Source organism: Citrobacter sp. Cpo103 (assembly GCF_030332605.1).
GTDB classification, from domain to species: Bacteria; Pseudomonadota; Gammaproteobacteria; order Enterobacterales; family Enterobacteriaceae; genus Citrobacter; species Citrobacter portucalensis.
The window spans coordinates 211910-230273 of the sequence record NZ_JAOWHO010000019.1; the positions used below are offsets into that span (position 1 = coordinate 211910).

Below are 18364 nucleotides of genomic sequence, written 5' to 3' on the forward strand. Positions count from 1 at the left end.
GCTATTGTATGATGTCTCAATTCTATGACGGATATGTTACAAGCATTACTGGCTATTGCATAACCATCTTAGTTGACGCCTAAAGCTTTATAAACAGCGTCCACCGGGTCTGCATAAAAGCTTACCTGAAACTTGGTAAATAATTCCGTCGGTACTGTTGGGATATCCATAGCTGATGCCATCGGCAGCAGTACGCGCTTAGCTCCACTATCGAATGCTACCTGTAGACATGCTGCCAGATCCTGCACTGGTTTAATCACGCCTCCCAGTGTCATGCTACCCAGGACGACCATTTGTTCCTGTACGGGCTTAGCCAGCAGCATAGAGCAAAAGGCAATCAACGATGCAAGGCTGGTGGTTGTACTTGGCCCGGTGTTGTGAAGTTCTACCACATGCAGATGATATTCATGTTCAGAGAATTTTGCTGCTGCACTGATACGGCTCAAGTTGCCTTTGAAATAGTCGAAACCAACTCGAACAGCTTCTTTCGCTGCAGTATTCGATCCCAAGCCTGAAACGGCATGTTTACCATTTCCCGCCATCATTTGGGTTTCAAACCGGTATAGGCCAGTCATCCCTGAGTCTGCCTGAGTAACCAAATGTACTACACCAGGTTTTTGCATTCCTGCCGGAATCAGTTCGCTCCCGCCTTGTTCTGGCACACTGACGAAAAATTCTTCCAGGCTGTCGTTATCGATATAGCTGAAGTTCACATCAAAAAACTCGAGACCGCCGAGTTTCTTAAGCTGTTCTTTCACACGACGACGAACCTCTAATGCATAGGTCAGACACACGCGTACATCTTCTTTATCGTAGGCCCCATCCGGATGCATTAGCTTTAACAGGCCAGATACAGTGCGGCGTACAGCAATCACATCACGCTGGTTGAGGTTGTTTCCCAGCTTGAAGAATTTATCAATCGCGTCTGAGAAGCTACGTTTACGCATTTCACGCATGTACTCGGCGAGATAATCAGTGATTAAACCGTAGCGGTTGGTGAAAAATTCCGGACGCATTTTGGGAATTTCCCAGCCAGGAATATAGGCGTGGAAACGATCAAAAAATGCGGTATCGATCATTGCATCCGGGAATGGCGCGAGCAAATGGCTAGTTTTTACAAGCGTATCCACGCTCTGATTAATGTTGCCGACAAACACCATGGAGGCTTTTCCTTCAATGGAGTCACGTCCGCGAGAGAACGAGCCTGACGCCATGTAATCCTTCATAATTTGCACGCCGTCTTTGTCTTTGAAAGTAATTCCCGCCACTTCATCAAACGCCACCACGTCCCACATGCCGACTAAACCAATCTGGCGGCTGGCCATGTTGTAGAACAGATTAGCCACGGTGGTCTGCCCACCTGAAACCAGCAATGAATTTGGTGAGCATTCCTTATAGACGTGGCTTTTACCGGTACCGCGTGGCCCGAGTTCGCAGACGTTATAATTATTCTCAACAAACGGGATCATGCGGGCAATCAGATGCCATTTGGTGCGCGGCTCAATATTAGCAGGTTCCATCCCTACAGAGCGCAGCAGCACGTCAATCCACTGGTCGCGATCAAATTGTTTACGTGCCTCAAAGACTTCATCCATGTCCATATTCGGCATCTGAATAGGCTTCAGTGTGAACAATGAAAAAGGGGATGTTTTTTGCCCTTCTTCGTAAAAGTAGTTCACCGTAATCATGCACCAGATGCCGCCGGTCAGCAGTTTCTCGTTATCTTTCACCATTTGAGATGGAACCAGGGCATCCTTAATGCCGAGGTTAGATAGCTGAGCTTCGTAAACGTCTTTCTTTTGGTTTAGCTTCACCGTGACTTTATCGATGATTTTGTAGGAGCCGCGTTCACGAATCAGCGATTTTATTTTTTCTGCTTCATCCGGGCGGACGTAGTTATCAGAAAGAATACGTTTAACAGACTGAAGCCCCTGATCGACGACCTCATCATCATCGGATGCACAATACATACCGAGCAAATATTCCAGTACATAGACCGGAACATTCGCCCCTTCTTTAAGTTGTTTAGTCAGGTCTTTACGCACCACGCGGCCACGAAAGTGCTGATTCAACAATGAATCCAGGTCCTGAGCAGAGGCCATTTCCATGTTGGTCGCCGAGTTATCCTGCTGTTGCATAACGCCTCACTTAAAAGAAGTCATCCTGGAAAGCCAGGTCGATTGTAATCGGATAGCGGCCATACTCTGTGGCGCTGTCCGCATTCTCTAGGATCAGCACATATTTGTTTTTACGATTGAATGCTGTGCCCATGAGTTTCATGGTCACATCGCGGGTACGTTTCCCCATATCGTCATTGTCGCTATCGAAGCAAACCGTTTCCATGCCGGAGACAACCTGATTATTTTCATCAACGATAAAGATATTCAGCGTGCGCGGTTCATTGAGGTCGTCCACCGCTGTAGTCTGGATAAAGCCGATTTTATCAATACTGTTAACCAGTTTTATTACGTGGTCCCGTGCAACAACTGACACTGGTTGGCGCTGTGGTTGTTTCTCGGCTGCTTTTTTCTCAAGCGCACGAATCTTCAAAACGGGAACACACACTTCCTGCAACATAGCCCCGCCATGAACGAAACGTGCACCACCTACAAAGTGGAAACGCTGTACGCCTTTTGGCAACAGGAATTCACTTTCATCGCTTGCGCCTGCGGTATCTGCCAATTTGCCGTGCCAGCAAAATTCACTTTCAGGCAGCTGATGCCCAATAATGAATCGCTTATTTGCTTCAATCGCATTTACGGCTTTACTCTCCAGCTTGGTTTTATCTTGCTCGACCAGCGCCTGTTGTTGGAACAGGAACCCATGATCGGCAGTGACAAAAATTCGGCTGGCATTAAATCGGTTACGTAAACGTGAGACCAGATCTTTTAGCTCAGTGATGGCACTTCGGCAGGCCTCAAACGTTTTATCTTCTGTTGCAGCCTTATCACCAATGGCATCAATAGTGTCGTGCCAGATATACACCACGGAGGCGTTGCGGATTTGATCGTTTACTTCCTGGTTGTTGGCGTTCTGCAAGTCCTTCGCTTTAAGTGCAACACCATTTACCTTTGTCAGGATAGCGGCGCGTTTTTCAAACCCTGAGGTAGACATCCCATCGGCATATACTATGCCGGAATTGTCAGGCAGATAACTCAACGACTCATGAGGTAACAATGCCGCCATACCTAGCTGTGTGTAGCTTGGCAACACCCCCGTCTGAGAGCGCAGTTCGGCACTGAAGTGCTTCTCATGATTGATGTGTCGACCCAGTTCTTCTGCTACCTCGTAGCGCAACGCATCTGAAATCACGACAAAAACACGTTTCACCTGCGAAGTGTCAAATTGCCGTTTCACATTCTCTTTATAGAAATTACGCTGCAACGGCACGCCGCTAATTTGCCAGGTCTGCATGCGATTTTCCGCTTCCAGCAGTTTGTTCCATCCACGGCTCAGCTCTGCCAGATACCAATTGCTGTAAAGCTCTTCAATGAATTTATCCAGCTCATGGAGGATCATCGCCCCTTTACTGTGCACCGGCGCGGCATATTCATTGAACAGGCGGTAGGTCTGATCGAAGCGATAAATTTCGTCGCAGTAGGCTTTCCAGAACGCGCCGGTATCGGGGAAATTAAAACCGTCAGTATAATGATTACGAAGATTCAGCAGGCGCTCAGCCTGGCGTAGCGCATTCCAAATGGAGAGATATTCCGGGCGAGTCTGGCTCCAGTATTTCGCACTACGTTCTGACACCAGTGCTTTAAACGCGTCCCTGTCCAAGGTCGTGCTTTCTTCCTGTAGTTGAGTCACCAGGCCACGGATAATCAATTGCTCGATAGCTTCGAAGGTGTCACATTTTGCCAGCGCATACGGCGAGCTGTAGTTGTAATGCTCTTTTGGCTGCAGTATCTGTTGTAAGTCTTCTGCACAATAATCGTATTCTGCTTTATAACGACGATCGTTCCGCCACGCTCCCATAAAGGCCAACGCAGACGCACGACCTGCGGCAGTAGTCAGCACATTTTTACTCAACCACTCACGATGAGTGTCATCACCTTGTGCCCAAAGATCGGTACAGAACAGTTTCAGCAGTAGGTTTTCCAGCGTTGGTGCTTCTGCCTGGTAACCCAGTTCTAGACTAAGGACTTCCCAGAGGACCTTATCCAGCCCCAGCTTTTTCAGCACGGCAAAAGTATTCTCCAGGGTACTATCATCCTGATGACTTGCGGCAACAAATTGCTGGATCAGAGCAAACAGGATTTCTTTGGTTTCAAAGGTGCTGGCTCCGGCAACCACTGCCAGCATCTTCTTATCGAGGGATTTTTCTGTTTCGCGCTCGGTGACCCAGCCTTTAAGTAACTGGGTACGTTTGACGGTAAAGAAGGCTTTGCGAAGTTGAATATGTTCGCGCAACCCTAGTTGTGGGATGCCCAGTGAATTCAGTGTGATCGCTGCATAGTCAGCGTGGAATTCGGTGCTATAAAGGCGGATGTCTAGCAGCCAGTCCTGCTCACGGGCAGGAACTTCACTGGTAAAATAGAGTAAAAATTTCTGTGTTGGCTCGTCGATTTCGATTCTTTTTTTTGTGGCGAGCACAGAAACACCGCGCATATCCAGCAGCGTGACGTTGTCGAGATCCAGCTCATTGAGCGAATCGATGAAGCGTTGTTCCGGGTCGTGCCAGAAGACGATACGGTTGTCGGTAAACTTCTGACGAAGCCCTGATTCCAGTTCTTTAAATTGCATAATTAATTTTCTTCTACAGGCAAATTCATTTCATGCCAAATAAAGTCAAGGTCAGCAGGCACCGGCATTTCTCTGAACCATACATCAACTGAAATCGCTTTCGGCATAGTAAGTAATCGCATGAAAGCTGGGGTCACAACGGCTTTATAAAATTTTTTGCCGTGAACAATTGTGCGTAACTGTTCATCAACTGGCAAATCGCGGATTTCGGCCAGTTTGCTCTGGTATCTTTGTAACAGTACTGCAGGATCCAGATGTGCATGCCAACGCTCGCAATGCGCCAAAAAACCGGGCTCTGTAATCACCTGTTGAGGATCAAGAAGGTCTCGGTTAAATCCGAGCGATCGCAGTTCATCCCAAAGCGGGTTGATAATGGCCCATGCGGTACCAAACTGAATCCAACTTTCAAGATTTGCGGTAATCGATGACGTAATAGCCTCTATCGCCGCTGCGCTCTCACCGGGGAGTTTGGCTCTTTGCTTGGGTGGCAGTCCAGGTAAAAGCTCACTTGGGACAACAAGATAGTTTTCGATACAGAATCTGGGTAAAACTAACAGGTTAGGCAGCTGTTGTTGCCGATGATTCAGTTGGGCATTATCCCACTCATCACGATCAACAATGCCCAGCCATGTGGGCTGCTTTGACAAAATTTCAATAACATTTCGTTTACCGCCAACTTCTGCAAGGACCCATCTCGTTTCCCATTGGGGATCAACTTTTTTTAGGAGCTGAGTAAAAACGAGTTCGTCCGTTTTTCCCTCAACGACTAACGCTCTTTTACCTTCGGTGATTTTTGTCTCAAGGATGGTCTTGATATGCCACTCAAACTCCTTCATTGCTCATCACCTTTTTCAACCGAAAGAGGATAGCGGAGTCCTAAACTTTCGTAGCGCAGCCAGACGTCAGTAGCATGGGAAGTTAAAATAAGCTGACCATGCTTTTTCTGGATAATGTTTTCCAGTGTCGCAAGCAGAGGCGAAACCAGAGAAGGGTGAAGGTGCAGATCCGGTTCGTCGATTAATACGACGCCACCCGGCTGAAGCCAACGTTGAACCATAAAGAGCATGATCAAGACCTGATGCTCACCAGAACTCAGTTCATCCAGCGTATGAGTATCGCCGTTAGCAAGTTTGACCTGCTGACGCTGTCCCGGCAGTATCTCTTCTTCAATGACTTTCCCTGAGAAGAATTGATTCAGCGTTTTCATCATCTCTGGATACAGCTCAGGGAGCGTCGCTTTCATGTTGAACAGCGAGGCTTCCAGCTGATCTTTCCAGTCAGTGGATGGAGAGTAAGTAGCTAACCAATTTTTACTTAGGTCATCAGGCGCTAATGAAGAAAGATTGTTCTTTGGAGTAATCCAGCGGCGTTCTTCTGCATCCAGATAGATGATATTTGGAACGGTCAGAGTCATACCTGAATTGAGCCTTCCAAGTACAACTTGTGCACGAGTAATTGAAAGTGTCTGTAACCACTCATCAAGCACGTAATCTGTGACAAAGCCATTTTGAGTCATCAGGCTGGTTTTCTTTTTCCCCCCACTAACTTCCCCAATCCAGATTGTGTTAGACGGTTGTTTAGTGATGAGTTGATCAACAGCGTCCTCATTTCCGAAGAATAAACCAACACGAATAGGGGACTGGTTAGAACATTTGAGATCGGAGAAAACCACGGCAAAAGTGCCCCAGCGCTCTAACCACTTTCTTGCCGAATGGCTCGCAGGCATTGGCTTTTTATGATCAAGCCAATACCCTAATGCATCCCACAACATAGCTGCGCCACGAAGCAGCGTCGATTTACCGCAGCCGTTCGGGCCGGTGAGCAGGACATTATCCTCCACCTCTCCCGTCCAGTCGTTTCTAAAGCTAATTTCCGCATCGCCCAATGGGCCAACACTCTGCGTATAAATCGCCGCTATTTTCATCAAATCTCCTCAGGTGCGCTACCGGTAATGGCCTTCACATCCGCCAGCAGATCGCCAAATTTGCCGTAGTTAACCTTAACGCCGTCGTCCAGATCAATAGTGATACGTCTATCAGCATAGTGGCGCAAGCGGTCGTCGAAGCTACGCAGCTCGTTGAATTTTTTGGTCAACCCATCCAGCTCTTTTTTCAGGCGTGTGTTGACCGCACCAGATTCAGCATTCTTAAGCTGATCATTAAGCAGATCGATATTACCCTGGTAGCGTGCCAACAGCGGAACCACGTATTCGGTACGCATACGTGAGAGTGTGCCTTCATTATAACGATGCAGATACACCAGGCACTCAAACGCTTTTTCTTTACCAGAGCTGAATAGCCAGTAAATCGGACGCTTTTTATACATTTTCATATGATCTTTCCAGAACTGAGTGGAAAGATAGCGACGAATAGTATCCAGCGAAGATTCGCCTTTTTTCGGCTTGATTGCGTACAAGCAGAGACTTTCGGCTATGAAATCGAGGTTTTCCTGCTGGTGCTCCTCACCCCAGACGATACGGACGAACTCTTTGACACGGGCAGTCACGTCGTCATCGAACCAGTCGGAATCCATTAATGGTAGGATGCCGTCTTCGTCGGCAGGGAAGGTTTGGTAAGCACCTTCGGCAACTAACTCGGCAAAGCCTTTGTTGCCTTCGTGGGCGTAGACCAAGCCTTTGCGATCGAGGGAGTAGCGGCCCATTTGGCAACCAACAACATATGAAAGTAACTCAGAAAAAGTATCGCAACACATCATATTCTTTAAATCTTTTTCATTGTTATTTTCTGCATATCTAAAATATGGATTATAAGTAAGTGTAACATTCTGAATTGGAACATCTTTTATTAATTCATCACTTAAGCCATAAATTTCAATGAAATATTCATTGTTATATTCCTCTAGTTCTTTAACCTTATGCACAACACCTATTATAGTATCATATAGTATGTTATAGATATGCTCTAAATTTGAGCCGTTTTTTTTCATGCTAACTAGTGCATTTGTTTTAAATTCCCACGACGTTTCAGATGCATCCCAATCGAGCTTTGTTAACTCAATTAACTGGCTTATTTTATCGTGATATTCATTGCTAATGAACATTTCTTTTTTAATTGGTAATGATGCTATATTTCCCGGCAAAAAATTTAAAGTGGGGTTCATTGCTTGTAACATTACCACAGGTAGTTTAGAGCAAAGAAAACCAAGAAGATAAAAATTATATTTATCATCGTACGGGAAAGCATTAGCTGACGCATCATTAAAAAGGAAACCTTTTGGTTGATATCGAACTCCAAAATTATCAGAAGAAATCTTTGTCCATGTAATCCCAGACATAAAAATTCGATCGAGATTAAAATTGTGAGCTAGCGTTCTTTTGCCTGAGTCATGCATTTTATTCTGTAGTTCGTAACCATCTGCAAACCAATTTAAAACTGTTGTATTGTTGCCATACCAACGCCTATAGTCACCACCTTTAGACTGAGGAAACCATTTCTTTTGGGATTTTTCTGCTGAAACCCGAGTACAATCGAACCCAATACTCAAGAATGATATCTCTTGCCATTGGCGTATATAATGATCGTTATTCCCTGTAATAAGACCAATTCTGGTGTCTGCATAAGATGATAGCATCTCGCCAGTTAAAAAAATATCTCTTAACTTTTCGCTTATCCAATAAGCGATAGGGGTTCCAGGTATTTTCTTAAATTCATATTGCTTTGAAAGATCGAACCTTTCCTTTTTTTTATTTAATGCATTTTTTTTCTGTTCTTCGCCACCCTCGATTAAACGAAAAAATAGCGGTCGATAATCATCGTTATGATGATTACTTATAACCCAAGCAGTGGTCTGTACTATTTCTCCAGCTATCTGTCCAAATGCACGCGCACCTAAATGTGCCATGGAAATAAAAGTCTTATTATTTAGTAGCCAGTTACGAAGTGCTCCGTAACTCGATAAAAACATCCATGACTGCATATTCACTTGAGCATTGAAACCATTCTCTTTGAGCAAAGAAAATGCATGTTGCATAAACATCGCAAACAAATCTGACTTGCTGTCCGGGAATTGTTTTTTAGCAAACTCTTTCAGATCACCATTCATCCCTTTCCCCCCCATATACGGCGGGTTCGCGACCACAGCATCATAACGTTGCGCCAGTATCCACGCCTGCTGAATATATGGGATCAGCTCTGCCGCAGCCTCTTTCTGCTGAATATCACCTTCAACAGCCAGACGATACAATCCATCCAGAAACGCTTTCAACGCCGCTTCGTCTTCCTGCGGTACCTGAATCAGTGATCCCAGCGTTTTTGCGCTGGTGAACAACGCCAAAGTACGCATCAGCAGCTTATATTCCGCGCTGTCGGTATTGGCCAGTGCCGTCCCCTGAGTAAACATATCTCCCATGCTGCCGCGTTGCACCTGTTGGTGGTAGTTCAGCTTGCTCCAAAGCTCAGCGATATCCAGCTTACTTTCCTGCAGGGAAACAATATTCAGACGTACACCACGGCCCAGAAAACGACGATCGTCCTGACGGGCAAGCATCAACATCGCAAAACCAGACAGCTGTGCGGCGCGGTCGTCGATGTCCAGACCGAAGATATTATTTTCCAGAATCAGCTGCGGAATATCACGAGTACGATAGCCGCGCTCTTCGTAAATCGCCTTCAGCACTTTATAAGCTTCTGTCAGGATATGCCCGGAGCCACAGGCCGGATCCAGCACTTTAATGCTTTCAGGCTCAATGCTGGATGGGGTGATAGCTGCCAGCTGTGCCCGCACTTCCGGCGTTTGCTCTGCTGGCTCAATGTAGTAAGGCATTTTGCCTTTCAGGCTCGAGTCCGGGTAGGTTTGCAGCCACTGGCGACCCACCGAGTTCTGCACCAGGTACTGCACAATCCAGTTCGGGGTAAACAGCTGAGTGGCGGCGGGAATATCTTCGCTCTTCACCACCTTGCCGATCACGGCATCTTTTTTCTCGGAAATATAGAACTGATACAGCCAGCCGATCACTTCGACCTGTTCCCAGTCTTCTTCAGGAATGGTGTCCACCAGCCCGCGCAGAATGGAGTCGGTGCGAGTCAGGTTATCCGGCAGTACCAGTTCGATATCATCATTGACCGCTTCGAACAGGAAAGGCATTGCACCGTGCAATGCATGGCACTGTGCCAGCAGCAGTTCGCGGTACAGCTCTTCGTCACGATCGCCCGCCAGCTTCATCTCCACCAGGCGCGCTTTGTCCAGCTCCAGAGCATCAGCCACCTCCGGCACATGCTCCAGAACCTCAAAACCCCCTGCCAGCGTCGGGTGAGACAGCATACGGAAACCGTGATCAAGATAGCCATGCAGCTCCATATAGCGAATAGCGCAAAAGCGGTTAAACCAGGTATAAGCGATGTGCTCCACCAGCACGTCGTAGCCCTGCTTTTCTGCACGCTTGACCAGACGCTTACGGCGTGACGCCAGTGCTTTATCCAGCGAGAACTGACCATAACGCACCTGGTCGCCAAGATCGGTTGCTTGTACAATTTGCAGGTTGCCTTTTTTATCGGCTTCAATGCCCAGCGTAGTCAGTTTTAGCATGACCGCATCGCGGAACTGTTTACGTGCCACCGGGGCGTATTTTTTGATGTTTGACGTATTCATGTGGAGTCCTGAAAAGGGCAGACAACATCTGCCCTGAAAATGGGGAAATTACTGAAGCTGAACGCGTTCGCCTGCGTTAATAGCTTCCATTAGCGTTTTACGGAGTTGTTCCAGCGCTTTGTCTACCTGTTCGGCGTTATCCAGCGTTGTCACACCCGCAGCTCGTTCCATCGTTTTACGCGTGTTCACGTAGATGGTCTTTTTCAACTTGGGTTCAGGCTTAGCTATTGGAGCGATAATCCCTGGCTGAGGGGCGTTTTTTGGTTCAGGCACTTTCTTACGCTGTTCTTCAACCCAGCCGTTCAGTCGTTCGTTTGCTTTAAATTGTAGCGCCCGAACCTCAGCCTGCTCTTCCATAATCTGTGGGATCAGACCGTTCTGCTCCACTTTCTTACGCGATTGCTGCATCGGGTGTAAAAGCGAGTGCTGCAAGTCAGCAGGGACGTGCATCTCCAGCATGCTTTGCTTCAGCTCATTGATATGACCATCGATCTGTAGCAGCGCATGGCTTCGGTATTCTTCCACCAGACGTTGGTTGATGGTTTCAACGGTTTCAATCAGCGGGATAATCCGGTGCAGCTCTCTGTAAGGTCGTGCCTTGCTGTAGATACCTTCCAGCTCCTGCAACGCCTTTTGGGCCGTTTCGTCTTTATCCAGTGCGTTACGGTTAGCTTTAAAACTGCCATTCAACGCCATACTCAAGCGCTGCCAGGTGGCGTATTGGTTTTTGTAAAAGCTGACCAAATCGTCCCAGTCTTCCGAGAAATCTTTAAGATCGTCAGCCGCTGCGGTGATTTTTTCAATCACCGCGTATTCTTCTTTCTCGTTGAGGATCCCGTTCAGCAATACCAGGCCTTCTTCTATCTCTTTACGGCCAGGGTTTTGTCCATTCTCTGCACGAGTTTTAAAAACGGTCAGTTCGCTCTTCCAGCGGCCAAAGAGTTCGCGAATATGAGAGACCAGAGGCTGTTCTTCACGCTCGTTAAACGGTTCTCCGGCAATCTCAGCCATCAGCTGCGCAGCTTTAGTCAACTGCGCTTCGTCATGGCGACGAACTTTATGCAGACGCAAATCGCTGTAACGACGTGAATTATTAAACGCCTCCCACGCCTGCTTCAATGCGATTTCACTGCCTTGCAGAGTGAAGCTGTATTTACCGCTGCGTGCCAGCCGAGCCACCAGCAATTTGACTTCATCTTCCGGCCAGCCAAATGGACGACGGCCAAAAGTGGTAAGGATATCCCGCAGGTAAACTGGCTTATGAGTCTCAATACTCATACTGATCCAGTTATCCACTTCACGCATCGCCTCTGGGTTGGACTCTTCCATTTCCCCGAGGTCGAGCTGGGTATCATTTTCTATTGTCAACAGCGCGTGAGTTTCACGATTTACGTCTCCGGTACTGAGACGCAGCAATTTTAGTTTGGAGAAACTGTTCTCGATAACGTAACCGCAGGCTGCATCCACGATAGCTAACGGCGAAGAGGATTTCTTATCCAGCCGTTCGCCTAGCGCCCAGACATCAGCCTGAGCCAGCAAGCCTTCAATCTGCGCCTTCAGCGTTTTTTCGCGCATGCCATTTTCACGGCCTTTTTCCGCCAACAGCGTTGCCTGTTCCGGGCGCTGACCGCTTTGCTTGCTAAGGAAGGCTTTGGTCTGCGCGTACATGGTCAGGTCTTGCCAGGTACGAGCCTCATCAGGCAGGCAAATTAAAATGCAGTCTTTACTGTCCGTCATCAGCAGGCTATTGGAATGCGCCCCCTTGTAGCTCTCGTAGTTCGAGTCCAGCGGCGTGAGCACTTTAACTACCAAATCGTTAAGATTTGCGCCATCCAGTGGGTGCCCGTTACAGAAGCGACTGATATCAAAATCCTGCTTATTGGCTGGATAGCGATATCTTTTGTTCTTCAGGATCTCTTCGAAAATGATGGTTGAAAGCTGCTTATTGATGGTGGTGAATTCAACATCAATATTGCGGATTTCGTTTTCAATCTCTTTTTCTTCGTTAGTAAGGAAAACGAATTTGTCATCAATACGCGAGATCAGCATTTCAGCCTGCAGACGATTAAGACTGGCTTCAATCTGTCGACGGAGTTCCACTTTGTCAGTATCAATACGCTCAATGGAGAGCGTGACGAGGTTATCAAGAGTACTTTTCAGCACGTCAACGTAGCGGATCAGGAACAGCGTCTTTAGCAGTTTGCCGTCAAATTCCGTCAGTGACGGAGACTGGCAGGCCTGAATGATAGTGCGGCTAACCGCAGGTTCCAGGAAGCTTTCAATCGCAGAGTAGAAACGCCAGAACGGGACCAGGCTATCCAGTCCATCTGCAGAAATCTGGACTGCTGCCGACTGGAAGGCATCCAGCAAAGAGCGCTCCCCCATTGCCAACTGCTTACCTGCAGCCCCTTTGGTACGGATTGACTCAAAGACCTTTTGCAGGATCTGGTAATGCCACGGCACAAACGGATAGTTATCCACGAACTCGCGACTGTTGGTATAGGCACGCAGCGTAGCCGTGGTTGTCGTGTCGAACGCCAACTGGTTACGCAAAATATCGCCTTTTTCCTGCCAGACAGCTTCCAGCGCCGGTATTGCCGCTTCTGTTTTCACCAGCAGACGTTTCTGGATAACTTCTGAGGTATTCGAGCTGGAGAGTTGTAAGCGCGTTGAGAAACGTCCCTGAATCTTGGAGAAGTCCTGACCATCACGACTGCTCATACCGCCAATAGCGGCATTAATGTCAGCCTGGGAGGTAACAATCACCCATGCCCGCCCACCACAAATAACACCTAAGTTTTCGGTGATGGTTTGCAGCTTCAGCATCATCTGGGCATCTTTACCAATGAACTGACCAACTTCATCGACCATAAACAGGATATTACGGTTACCCTGGCTGTCGAGCCACTCTTTCACCCACGTACAGAAATTTTTGATATCCAGTGGGAAGTTCTTATCAAGTTGCTCGATCCACTGACGAGAAGACTCTTCACTCTGGCCTGTAGCTATGCTCAGCGCCTGAGCCATCTGATCGTTTATCATCAGATAAACATCGCGTTCGTCTTCCCAGCGAGACCCGGTAATGTCCGCGAAGGCGGCCCTAAAGGTATCAAACTGTCCACGCTTATCGAGCTCACGTTCCAGATGTGCAATATGTGGGAAGTCGCCACAATAACCAGCTAGTTCGTTAAAGACTTTCAGAAAGACTTTGAGTATGGCATCAACGCCATCTTCAACATTCGCACGTGAGTCAATATTGAATAATATGACATCGGTCGGATGTTGTACCGATTTCCGAATATCAGCCAATAGCAGTGCATCATCAATTTTCTCTTCAAAGAAGGAAAGTGCATTACGAGTAACACCATTACGGCTTACTTCGCGGTTCGCCAGTAGATAGGATAAGATCTTAATGAAGTGTGATTTACCGGAACCAAAGAAGCCTGAAACCCAGACGCCTATTTTGTCAGCAAGCTGTAATCTGCCTGGACCTGTAGCTGGAGCATATACTTCAAAGAACTGACGCAGGTGACCATCGAGCTCCCGAGTGATGACATACTCATCCAGTTCTATCCAGGCGCTTTCGTCGTCGGTCTGCTCGGCTTTAACCACGCCGTTAATATTACGTTTTAGCGGTTTCTCAAAAATTTGTTCAATATTCATTGCTGTCGTCTTTTAACGTGGAGTCAAAGTTGCCGCAGGTCCGGTTTCAGGTACCAGTCTGAAGGCGCGATAATAGTTACGGGAGTTAATACCAGCGAGTGGTGAAAGATCATATCCGCTGTAGGTGCCTGGATAGAACATCAGCAGTGGTGTAAACCCCATCACGTCCTGAAGTGCGCTCATAAGCTCATGACCACGAACCAACGGCCAGGCGTTACCGAGGCCCGTCAGAATGACAAATTGCTGGGCAGGAAGATCGACCGTGCGTGCAATATATTCCGCAATTTTTTTCTGGCTCAGCGGGGCTGCCAGATGTTTTTTCAGTGTCTCAAGGCCAAGCTCAGGCTCTCGCTGGCAGATACGGTCAAAGAGCTTACGTTCTTCCAGCATATCGATGATGACCTGGAAGATATTTAGCGTTTTATAGGTGTACTTTTTATCCAGTTTTTTGAATAAAAAGTGCAGGTATTCGCGGACCTGAAGCTCTTGCTTTGCCGGATAGTCAAAGATCCAGAAGCCAATCTCATTGCCGGAACCTTGGTTTTTCAAAAAACGGTCGTCGCCGATACGTTCTTCTAACTGCTTTAATCGATATTCAAGGATCGGGTCATTCATGCGTTACCCTCCAGAATAGGGAGCAGTTCGGCTTTGTTTAAACGATGCAAGGCCGTTGCAACATCTGGTAGAAGGAAAACGTTTTGTAAATTGCGGCGGCGTGGGCTATCCAGGTAACCAGCTTCTGCCAGTGCCTTAATCAGATTGTTACCCATCTTTTGGATAGATGAATCAGAGAAAGCCGCCAGCTCCGGGTGCAATCGCAGATTCTCATCCACGAATTCATTCCAGCAATTTCCGCTGAGTTTTTCTTTAAACTGCTGGCGTGCCGGGTTCACCACATCAGCGACAAATTCCGCGACAATGGGAGACTGATTCATCAAGGCGACTAACAGCATTTGCAGACGTTCACTTTCACTACCATTGACAATCAATTGCCAGCATTCGCGGTCCAGTGTCATAAGCCGAAGTTTTACTGTTCTGGCATAGCGATTCGCCGTGCTGGTGGAGGATGCCTGAAGGATATTTTCATCGATTATTTGCTGTTGCCAGGTCGTTTCGTCTGGTTCAGAAAGCAGCAGCTTAGCAATAATCCTGCTCTCACGAACCATCAGCGCGCCGCCCAGCAGATCGCCAATCCAGCGTTTATCATTTTTAATCATGGTAGTTGTCATCAAAAATCCGGAATGCTGCTCGCAAAAAATCAAGTAATGATTGTAATCGGCATGCAGGGTAGATGCCATGACTATGGTCACCCCATTCATGTGATTTATTCATGCTGGTTATTGACTGATCGCGATCATAGATTCGAATCGTGGTTAGACGGTCTTACTCCAGTTATCGACTCTTCACAGGGCGATATCACAGCGAATTATTAACGATCATTCCCGAGTGTTGAAAATGGGTCTTCAAGTTAATCGTGTATAGGCCTTATCTGTGTCGATTTAATGGTACAGCCAGTATGAACAAGGGAATCCAGGAACGTACGTCCTTAATTTAAATAATTTTTCGATATATATCATGCTCTTGAATGCACCAGTATAACGGCGAGTCCATCAAGGATTCGCCGTTTTTGTTTTCTTTGTCTCGGGAGATGTCATGAAAAATAAGGAAGGCCAACAGTCCCTGCAGGACTCGCTTACGGGTTTGCCGGAATGGGCCTCAGAGCGGGTCATGCAGCAGATACGTCAGCTCACAAACTACGAACCAGCGATCGGTATTATGGGAAAAACCGGGGCGGGGAAATCGTCACTCTGTAATGCGTTGTTTGCCGGTGAAGTATCGCCGGTCAGCGATGTGGCGGCCTGCACCCGTGAACCTTTACGCTTTCGTCTGCTGGTTGGCGACCGCCATATGACGCTGGTGGACCTGCCCGGTGTGGGCGAAAGTGGCGCTCGCGATAACGAATATGCTGCGCTGTATCGCGAACAGCTTCCCCGGCTTGACCTGGTGCTGTGGCTGATTAAGGCCGATGACCGGGCGCTGGCAGTGGATGAACACTTTTATCATCAAGTGATTGGGGAGGCATACCGGCATAAGGTGCTGTTTGTTATCAGCCAGTCGGATAAGGTCGAGCCCACCAGCGGTGGGTGGCCATTGTCCAAAGAGCAGAAGCAGAATATCAGCCGTAAAATCTGTCTGCTGCATGAGCTGTTCCAGCCCGTACATCCAGTGTGTGCCGTGTCGGTCCGTCTTCAGTGGGGACTGCGGGTGATGGCCGAGCGAATGATTAAGTGCCTGCCACGTGAGGCCACCAGCCCGGTGGTGTCGCAACTCCAGCCTTCCTTTCGCACGACGGTAGTCCGGGAACAGGCGCGTAGCGATTTTGGTGAAACCGTCGGTGCTGTACTCGATAGCATCAGTGCCTTTCCCCTGATACCCGCCCCGGTGCGGGCCGTCATTCAGGCCGTGCGCACCACCGTGGTGTCAGTGGCCCGTGCCGTCTGGGATTTCTTCTTCTGAGTATTTAACCCATCCCTGTTATTTCCCTAACCCTGTCGCCGATGCGACGGGGATTTCTTTTATTTGTTTTCCCATTATGAGGAGTCTGCTTATGACCCGTCTGGCTTCGCGCTTTGGCGCAGCAAACCTTATCCGTCGCGACCGCCCGTTAACCCGTGAGGAGCTGTTTCGCGTGGTGCCCAGTGTGTTCAGCGAGGACAAACATGAATCCCGCAGTGAGCGTTATACCTATATACCTACCATCTCCCTGCTCGACAGCCTACAGCGAGAAGGCTTCCAGCCATTCTTTGCCTGTCAGACCCGCGTGCGTGACCCCGGTCGTCGTGAACATACAAAGCATATGCTGCGTCTGCGGCGTGAGGGGCAGATTACCGGTAAACAGGTACCAGAAATTATCCTGCTCAACTCCCACGATGGCACTAGTTCGTATCAGATGTTGCCGGGACTATTTCGTGCGGTTTGTCAGAACGGGCTCGTCTGCGGTGAGTCGTTTGGCGAGGTGCGGGTGCCACACAAGGGGGACGTGGTGAGTCAGGTGATTGAAGGCGCGTATGAGGTGCTGGGGATTTTTGACCGGGTGGAGGAGAAACGGGATGCCATGCAGTCGTTGCTGTTGCCACCCCCGGCACAGCAGGCACTGGCAAAAGCCGCCCTCACATACCGCTTTGGTGAAGACCACCAGCCGGTGACTGAATCGCAGATCCTCTCCCCTCGCCGCTGGCAGGATGAGAGCAATGACCTGTGGACCACGTACCAGCGTATTCAGGAGAACCTGATTAAGGGCGGGCTCAGTGGCCGTAATGCCAAAGGAGGACGGTCACATACCCGTGCCGTTCGCGGTATCGACGGGGACGTGAAACTTAACCGGGCACTGTGGGTGATGGCGGAAGCCCTGCTCACGCAACTGCAGTGACCGTTTAATGTTGCTGCTTTGTTAATATCGGACACCACCTGTCCGCATCGCACCGTGCTGACGGTCCTCACTCACCGAGGGAAGGCCTGTAACCCCCGCTGCCTCTGGCTTTTGCAGAAATGAAAAATAGTTTCTGTGGTGTCCATACCCTGTCCGACCCCCTCTTTAAAGTAATCACATCATTTTCAGTCAGTTAACTTTCACGGAGAACGTCTCATGACACAGGCAGAACGCCGCCATGACCGGCTGGCTGTCAGGCTGTCACTGATAATCAGCCGTCTGGTGGCAGGGGAAACGCTGAGTGTGCGTAAGCTTGCCGCTGAGTTTGGTGTGTCGGTGCGCACGCTGCGGCGTGATTTTCGTGAGCGGCTGATGTATCTGGACCTGGAGTATCAGTCCGGATATTGCCGCTTACGCACTGCGGGCAGTGAGACGCAGATGGTGCCCGACGTGCTTATCTTTGCCCACCGCAGCGGGATGGCCGGTCTTTTCCCTGGCTTTGACCGTCGTCTGGTAAACGCACTGCTGATGTGCGATGAGTCTCCCTGCGTAATCGCACCCGCCAGTCCGGCTCCTTCGCCATCAGGCGCATTGTCTTTCTGGCGACTGATTCAGGCCATTACCGGGCGCAGGCGGGTGACTCTGATTGCCGAGGGGCAGCGCTGTGAGCGGCTGGCTCCCTGCCGGTTACTTATCCACCAGCAGGCCTGGTATCTGGTGGCAGAGCACGACGGACATATCGCCGTATTCTCCCTGGATGAAATCCATCTGGTTCAGCCCCTGCAGGAGACTTTCCGGCGTAACGACAGTCTGTGTCGTCTTGTTGAAGACCCGGGCTTTATTCAGTCCTTACCCCATTTTCGCTTTATCCAGCAGTCACTGCTTACGTTTGTTCCGGCCAACAGCTCACCAGAATAG

At 48.6% G+C, this 18364-nt stretch carries 11 protein-coding genes; 3 read left to right on the forward strand and 8 right to left on the reverse strand.

The annotated features are described in order from the left end of the window. Nucleotides 1-68: 68 nt before the first annotated feature. From brxL to OGX89_RS02150, 8 genes are read right to left on the reverse strand one after another with little or no spacing between them, the layout of a single operon-like run. A complete protein-coding gene (gene brxL, locus OGX89_RS02115) occupies nt 69-2138 on the reverse strand; it encodes a protease Lon-related BREX system protein BrxL (protein ID WP_100126886.1) in 2070 nt (689 codons plus the stop codon). A 10-nt stretch (nt 2139-2148) separates the two neighbouring features. Further along, a complete protein-coding gene (gene pglZ / locus OGX89_RS02120) occupies nt 2149-4746 on the reverse strand; it encodes a BREX-1 system phosphatase PglZ type A (RefSeq protein ID WP_100126887.1) in 2598 nt (865 codons plus the stop codon). Between the two features lie 2 nt (nt 4747-4748). Next, on the reverse strand, nt 4749-5582 hold the full coding sequence (locus OGX89_RS02125; RefSeq protein ID WP_100126888.1) for a DUF4435 domain-containing protein: 834 nt from the start codon (nt 5580-5582) through the stop codon (nt 4749-4751). Next, a complete protein-coding gene (locus tag OGX89_RS02130) occupies nt 5579-6670 on the reverse strand; it encodes an ATP-binding protein (protein ID WP_023157615.1) in 1092 nt (363 codons plus the stop codon). The genes OGX89_RS02125 and OGX89_RS02130 overlap by 4 nt, the downstream gene beginning before the upstream one ends. After that, on the reverse strand, nt 6670-10353 hold the full coding sequence (pglX, locus tag OGX89_RS02135; protein WP_100126889.1) for a BREX-1 system adenine-specific DNA-methyltransferase PglX: 3684 nt from the start codon (nt 10351-10353) through the stop codon (nt 6670-6672). The genes OGX89_RS02130 and pglX overlap by 1 nt, the downstream gene beginning before the upstream one ends. Before the next feature lie 48 nt (nt 10354-10401). Beyond that, on the reverse strand, nt 10402-14016 hold the full coding sequence (brxC, locus tag OGX89_RS02140; protein ID WP_100126890.1) for a BREX system P-loop protein BrxC: 3615 nt from the start codon (nt 14014-14016) through the stop codon (nt 10402-10404). Between the two features lie 12 nt (nt 14017-14028). Next, complete coding sequence (locus OGX89_RS02145) at nt 14029-14631, reverse strand: DUF1788 domain-containing protein (RefSeq protein ID WP_032634494.1); 603 nt, start codon at nt 14629-14631, stop codon at nt 14029-14031. Beyond that, entirely contained in the window at nt 14628-15245 is a 618-nt protein-coding gene (locus tag OGX89_RS02150; RefSeq protein WP_100126891.1) for a DUF1819 family protein, read from the reverse strand. The genes OGX89_RS02145 and OGX89_RS02150 overlap by 4 nt, the downstream gene beginning before the upstream one ends. Before the next feature lie 424 nt (nt 15246-15669). Here OGX89_RS02150 and OGX89_RS02155 point away from each other — a divergent pair, with 424 nt between their 5' ends. The 3 genes from OGX89_RS02155 to OGX89_RS02165 all read left to right on the forward strand — a co-directional run bounded on the left by OGX89_RS02155 (nt 15670) and on the right by OGX89_RS02165 (nt 18364). After that, entirely contained in the window at nt 15670-16533 is an 864-nt protein-coding gene (locus OGX89_RS02155; protein ID WP_100126892.1) for a GTPase family protein, read from the forward strand. Nucleotides 16534-16624: 91 nt separating this feature from the next. Continuing rightward, nucleotides 16625-17446, forward strand: coding sequence for a DUF932 domain-containing protein (locus OGX89_RS02160; protein WP_000197389.1), 822 nt, complete (start codon nt 16625-16627; stop codon nt 17444-17446). 216 nt (nt 17447-17662) lie between these two features. After that, nucleotides 17663-18364, forward strand: coding sequence for a DeoR family transcriptional regulator (locus tag OGX89_RS02165; RefSeq protein ID WP_006812588.1), 702 nt, complete (start codon nt 17663-17665; stop codon nt 18362-18364).

Bases quoted from the DNA above. Each gene is read 5' to 3' on its own strand.
- OGX89_RS02145 (WP_032634494.1), bottom strand. From the start codon at position 14,631: ATGAATGACCCGATCCTTGAATATCGATTAAAGCAGTTAGAAGAACGT.
- brxC (WP_100126890.1), bottom strand. From the start codon at position 14,016: ATGAATATTGAACAAATTTTTGAGAAACCGCTAAAACGTAATATTAAC.
- OGX89_RS02125 (WP_100126888.1), bottom strand. From the start codon at position 5,582: ATGAAGGAGTTTGAGTGGCATATCAAGACCATCCTTGAGACAAAAATC.
- OGX89_RS02130 (WP_023157615.1), bottom strand. From the start codon at position 6,670: ATGAAAATAGCGGCGATTTATACGCAGAGTGTTGGCCCATTGGGCGAT.
- OGX89_RS02155 (WP_100126892.1), top strand. From the start codon at position 15,670: ATGAAAAATAAGGAAGGCCAACAGTCCCTGCAGGACTCGCTTACGGGT.
- brxL (WP_100126886.1), bottom strand. From the start codon at position 2,138: ATGCAACAGCAGGATAACTCGGCGACCAACATGGAAATGGCCTCTGCT.
- OGX89_RS02150 (WP_100126891.1), bottom strand. From the start codon at position 15,245: ATGACAACTACCATGATTAAAAATGATAAACGCTGGATTGGCGATCTG.
- OGX89_RS02165 (WP_006812588.1), top strand. From the start codon at position 17,663: ATGACACAGGCAGAACGCCGCCATGACCGGCTGGCTGTCAGGCTGTCA.
- pglX (WP_100126889.1), bottom strand. From the start codon at position 10,353: ATGAATACGTCAAACATCAAAAAATACGCCCCGGTGGCACGTAAACAG.
- OGX89_RS02160 (WP_000197389.1), top strand. From the start codon at position 16,625: ATGACCCGTCTGGCTTCGCGCTTTGGCGCAGCAAACCTTATCCGTCGC.
- pglZ (WP_100126887.1), bottom strand. From the start codon at position 4,746: ATGCAATTTAAAGAACTGGAATCAGGGCTTCGTCAGAAGTTTACCGAC.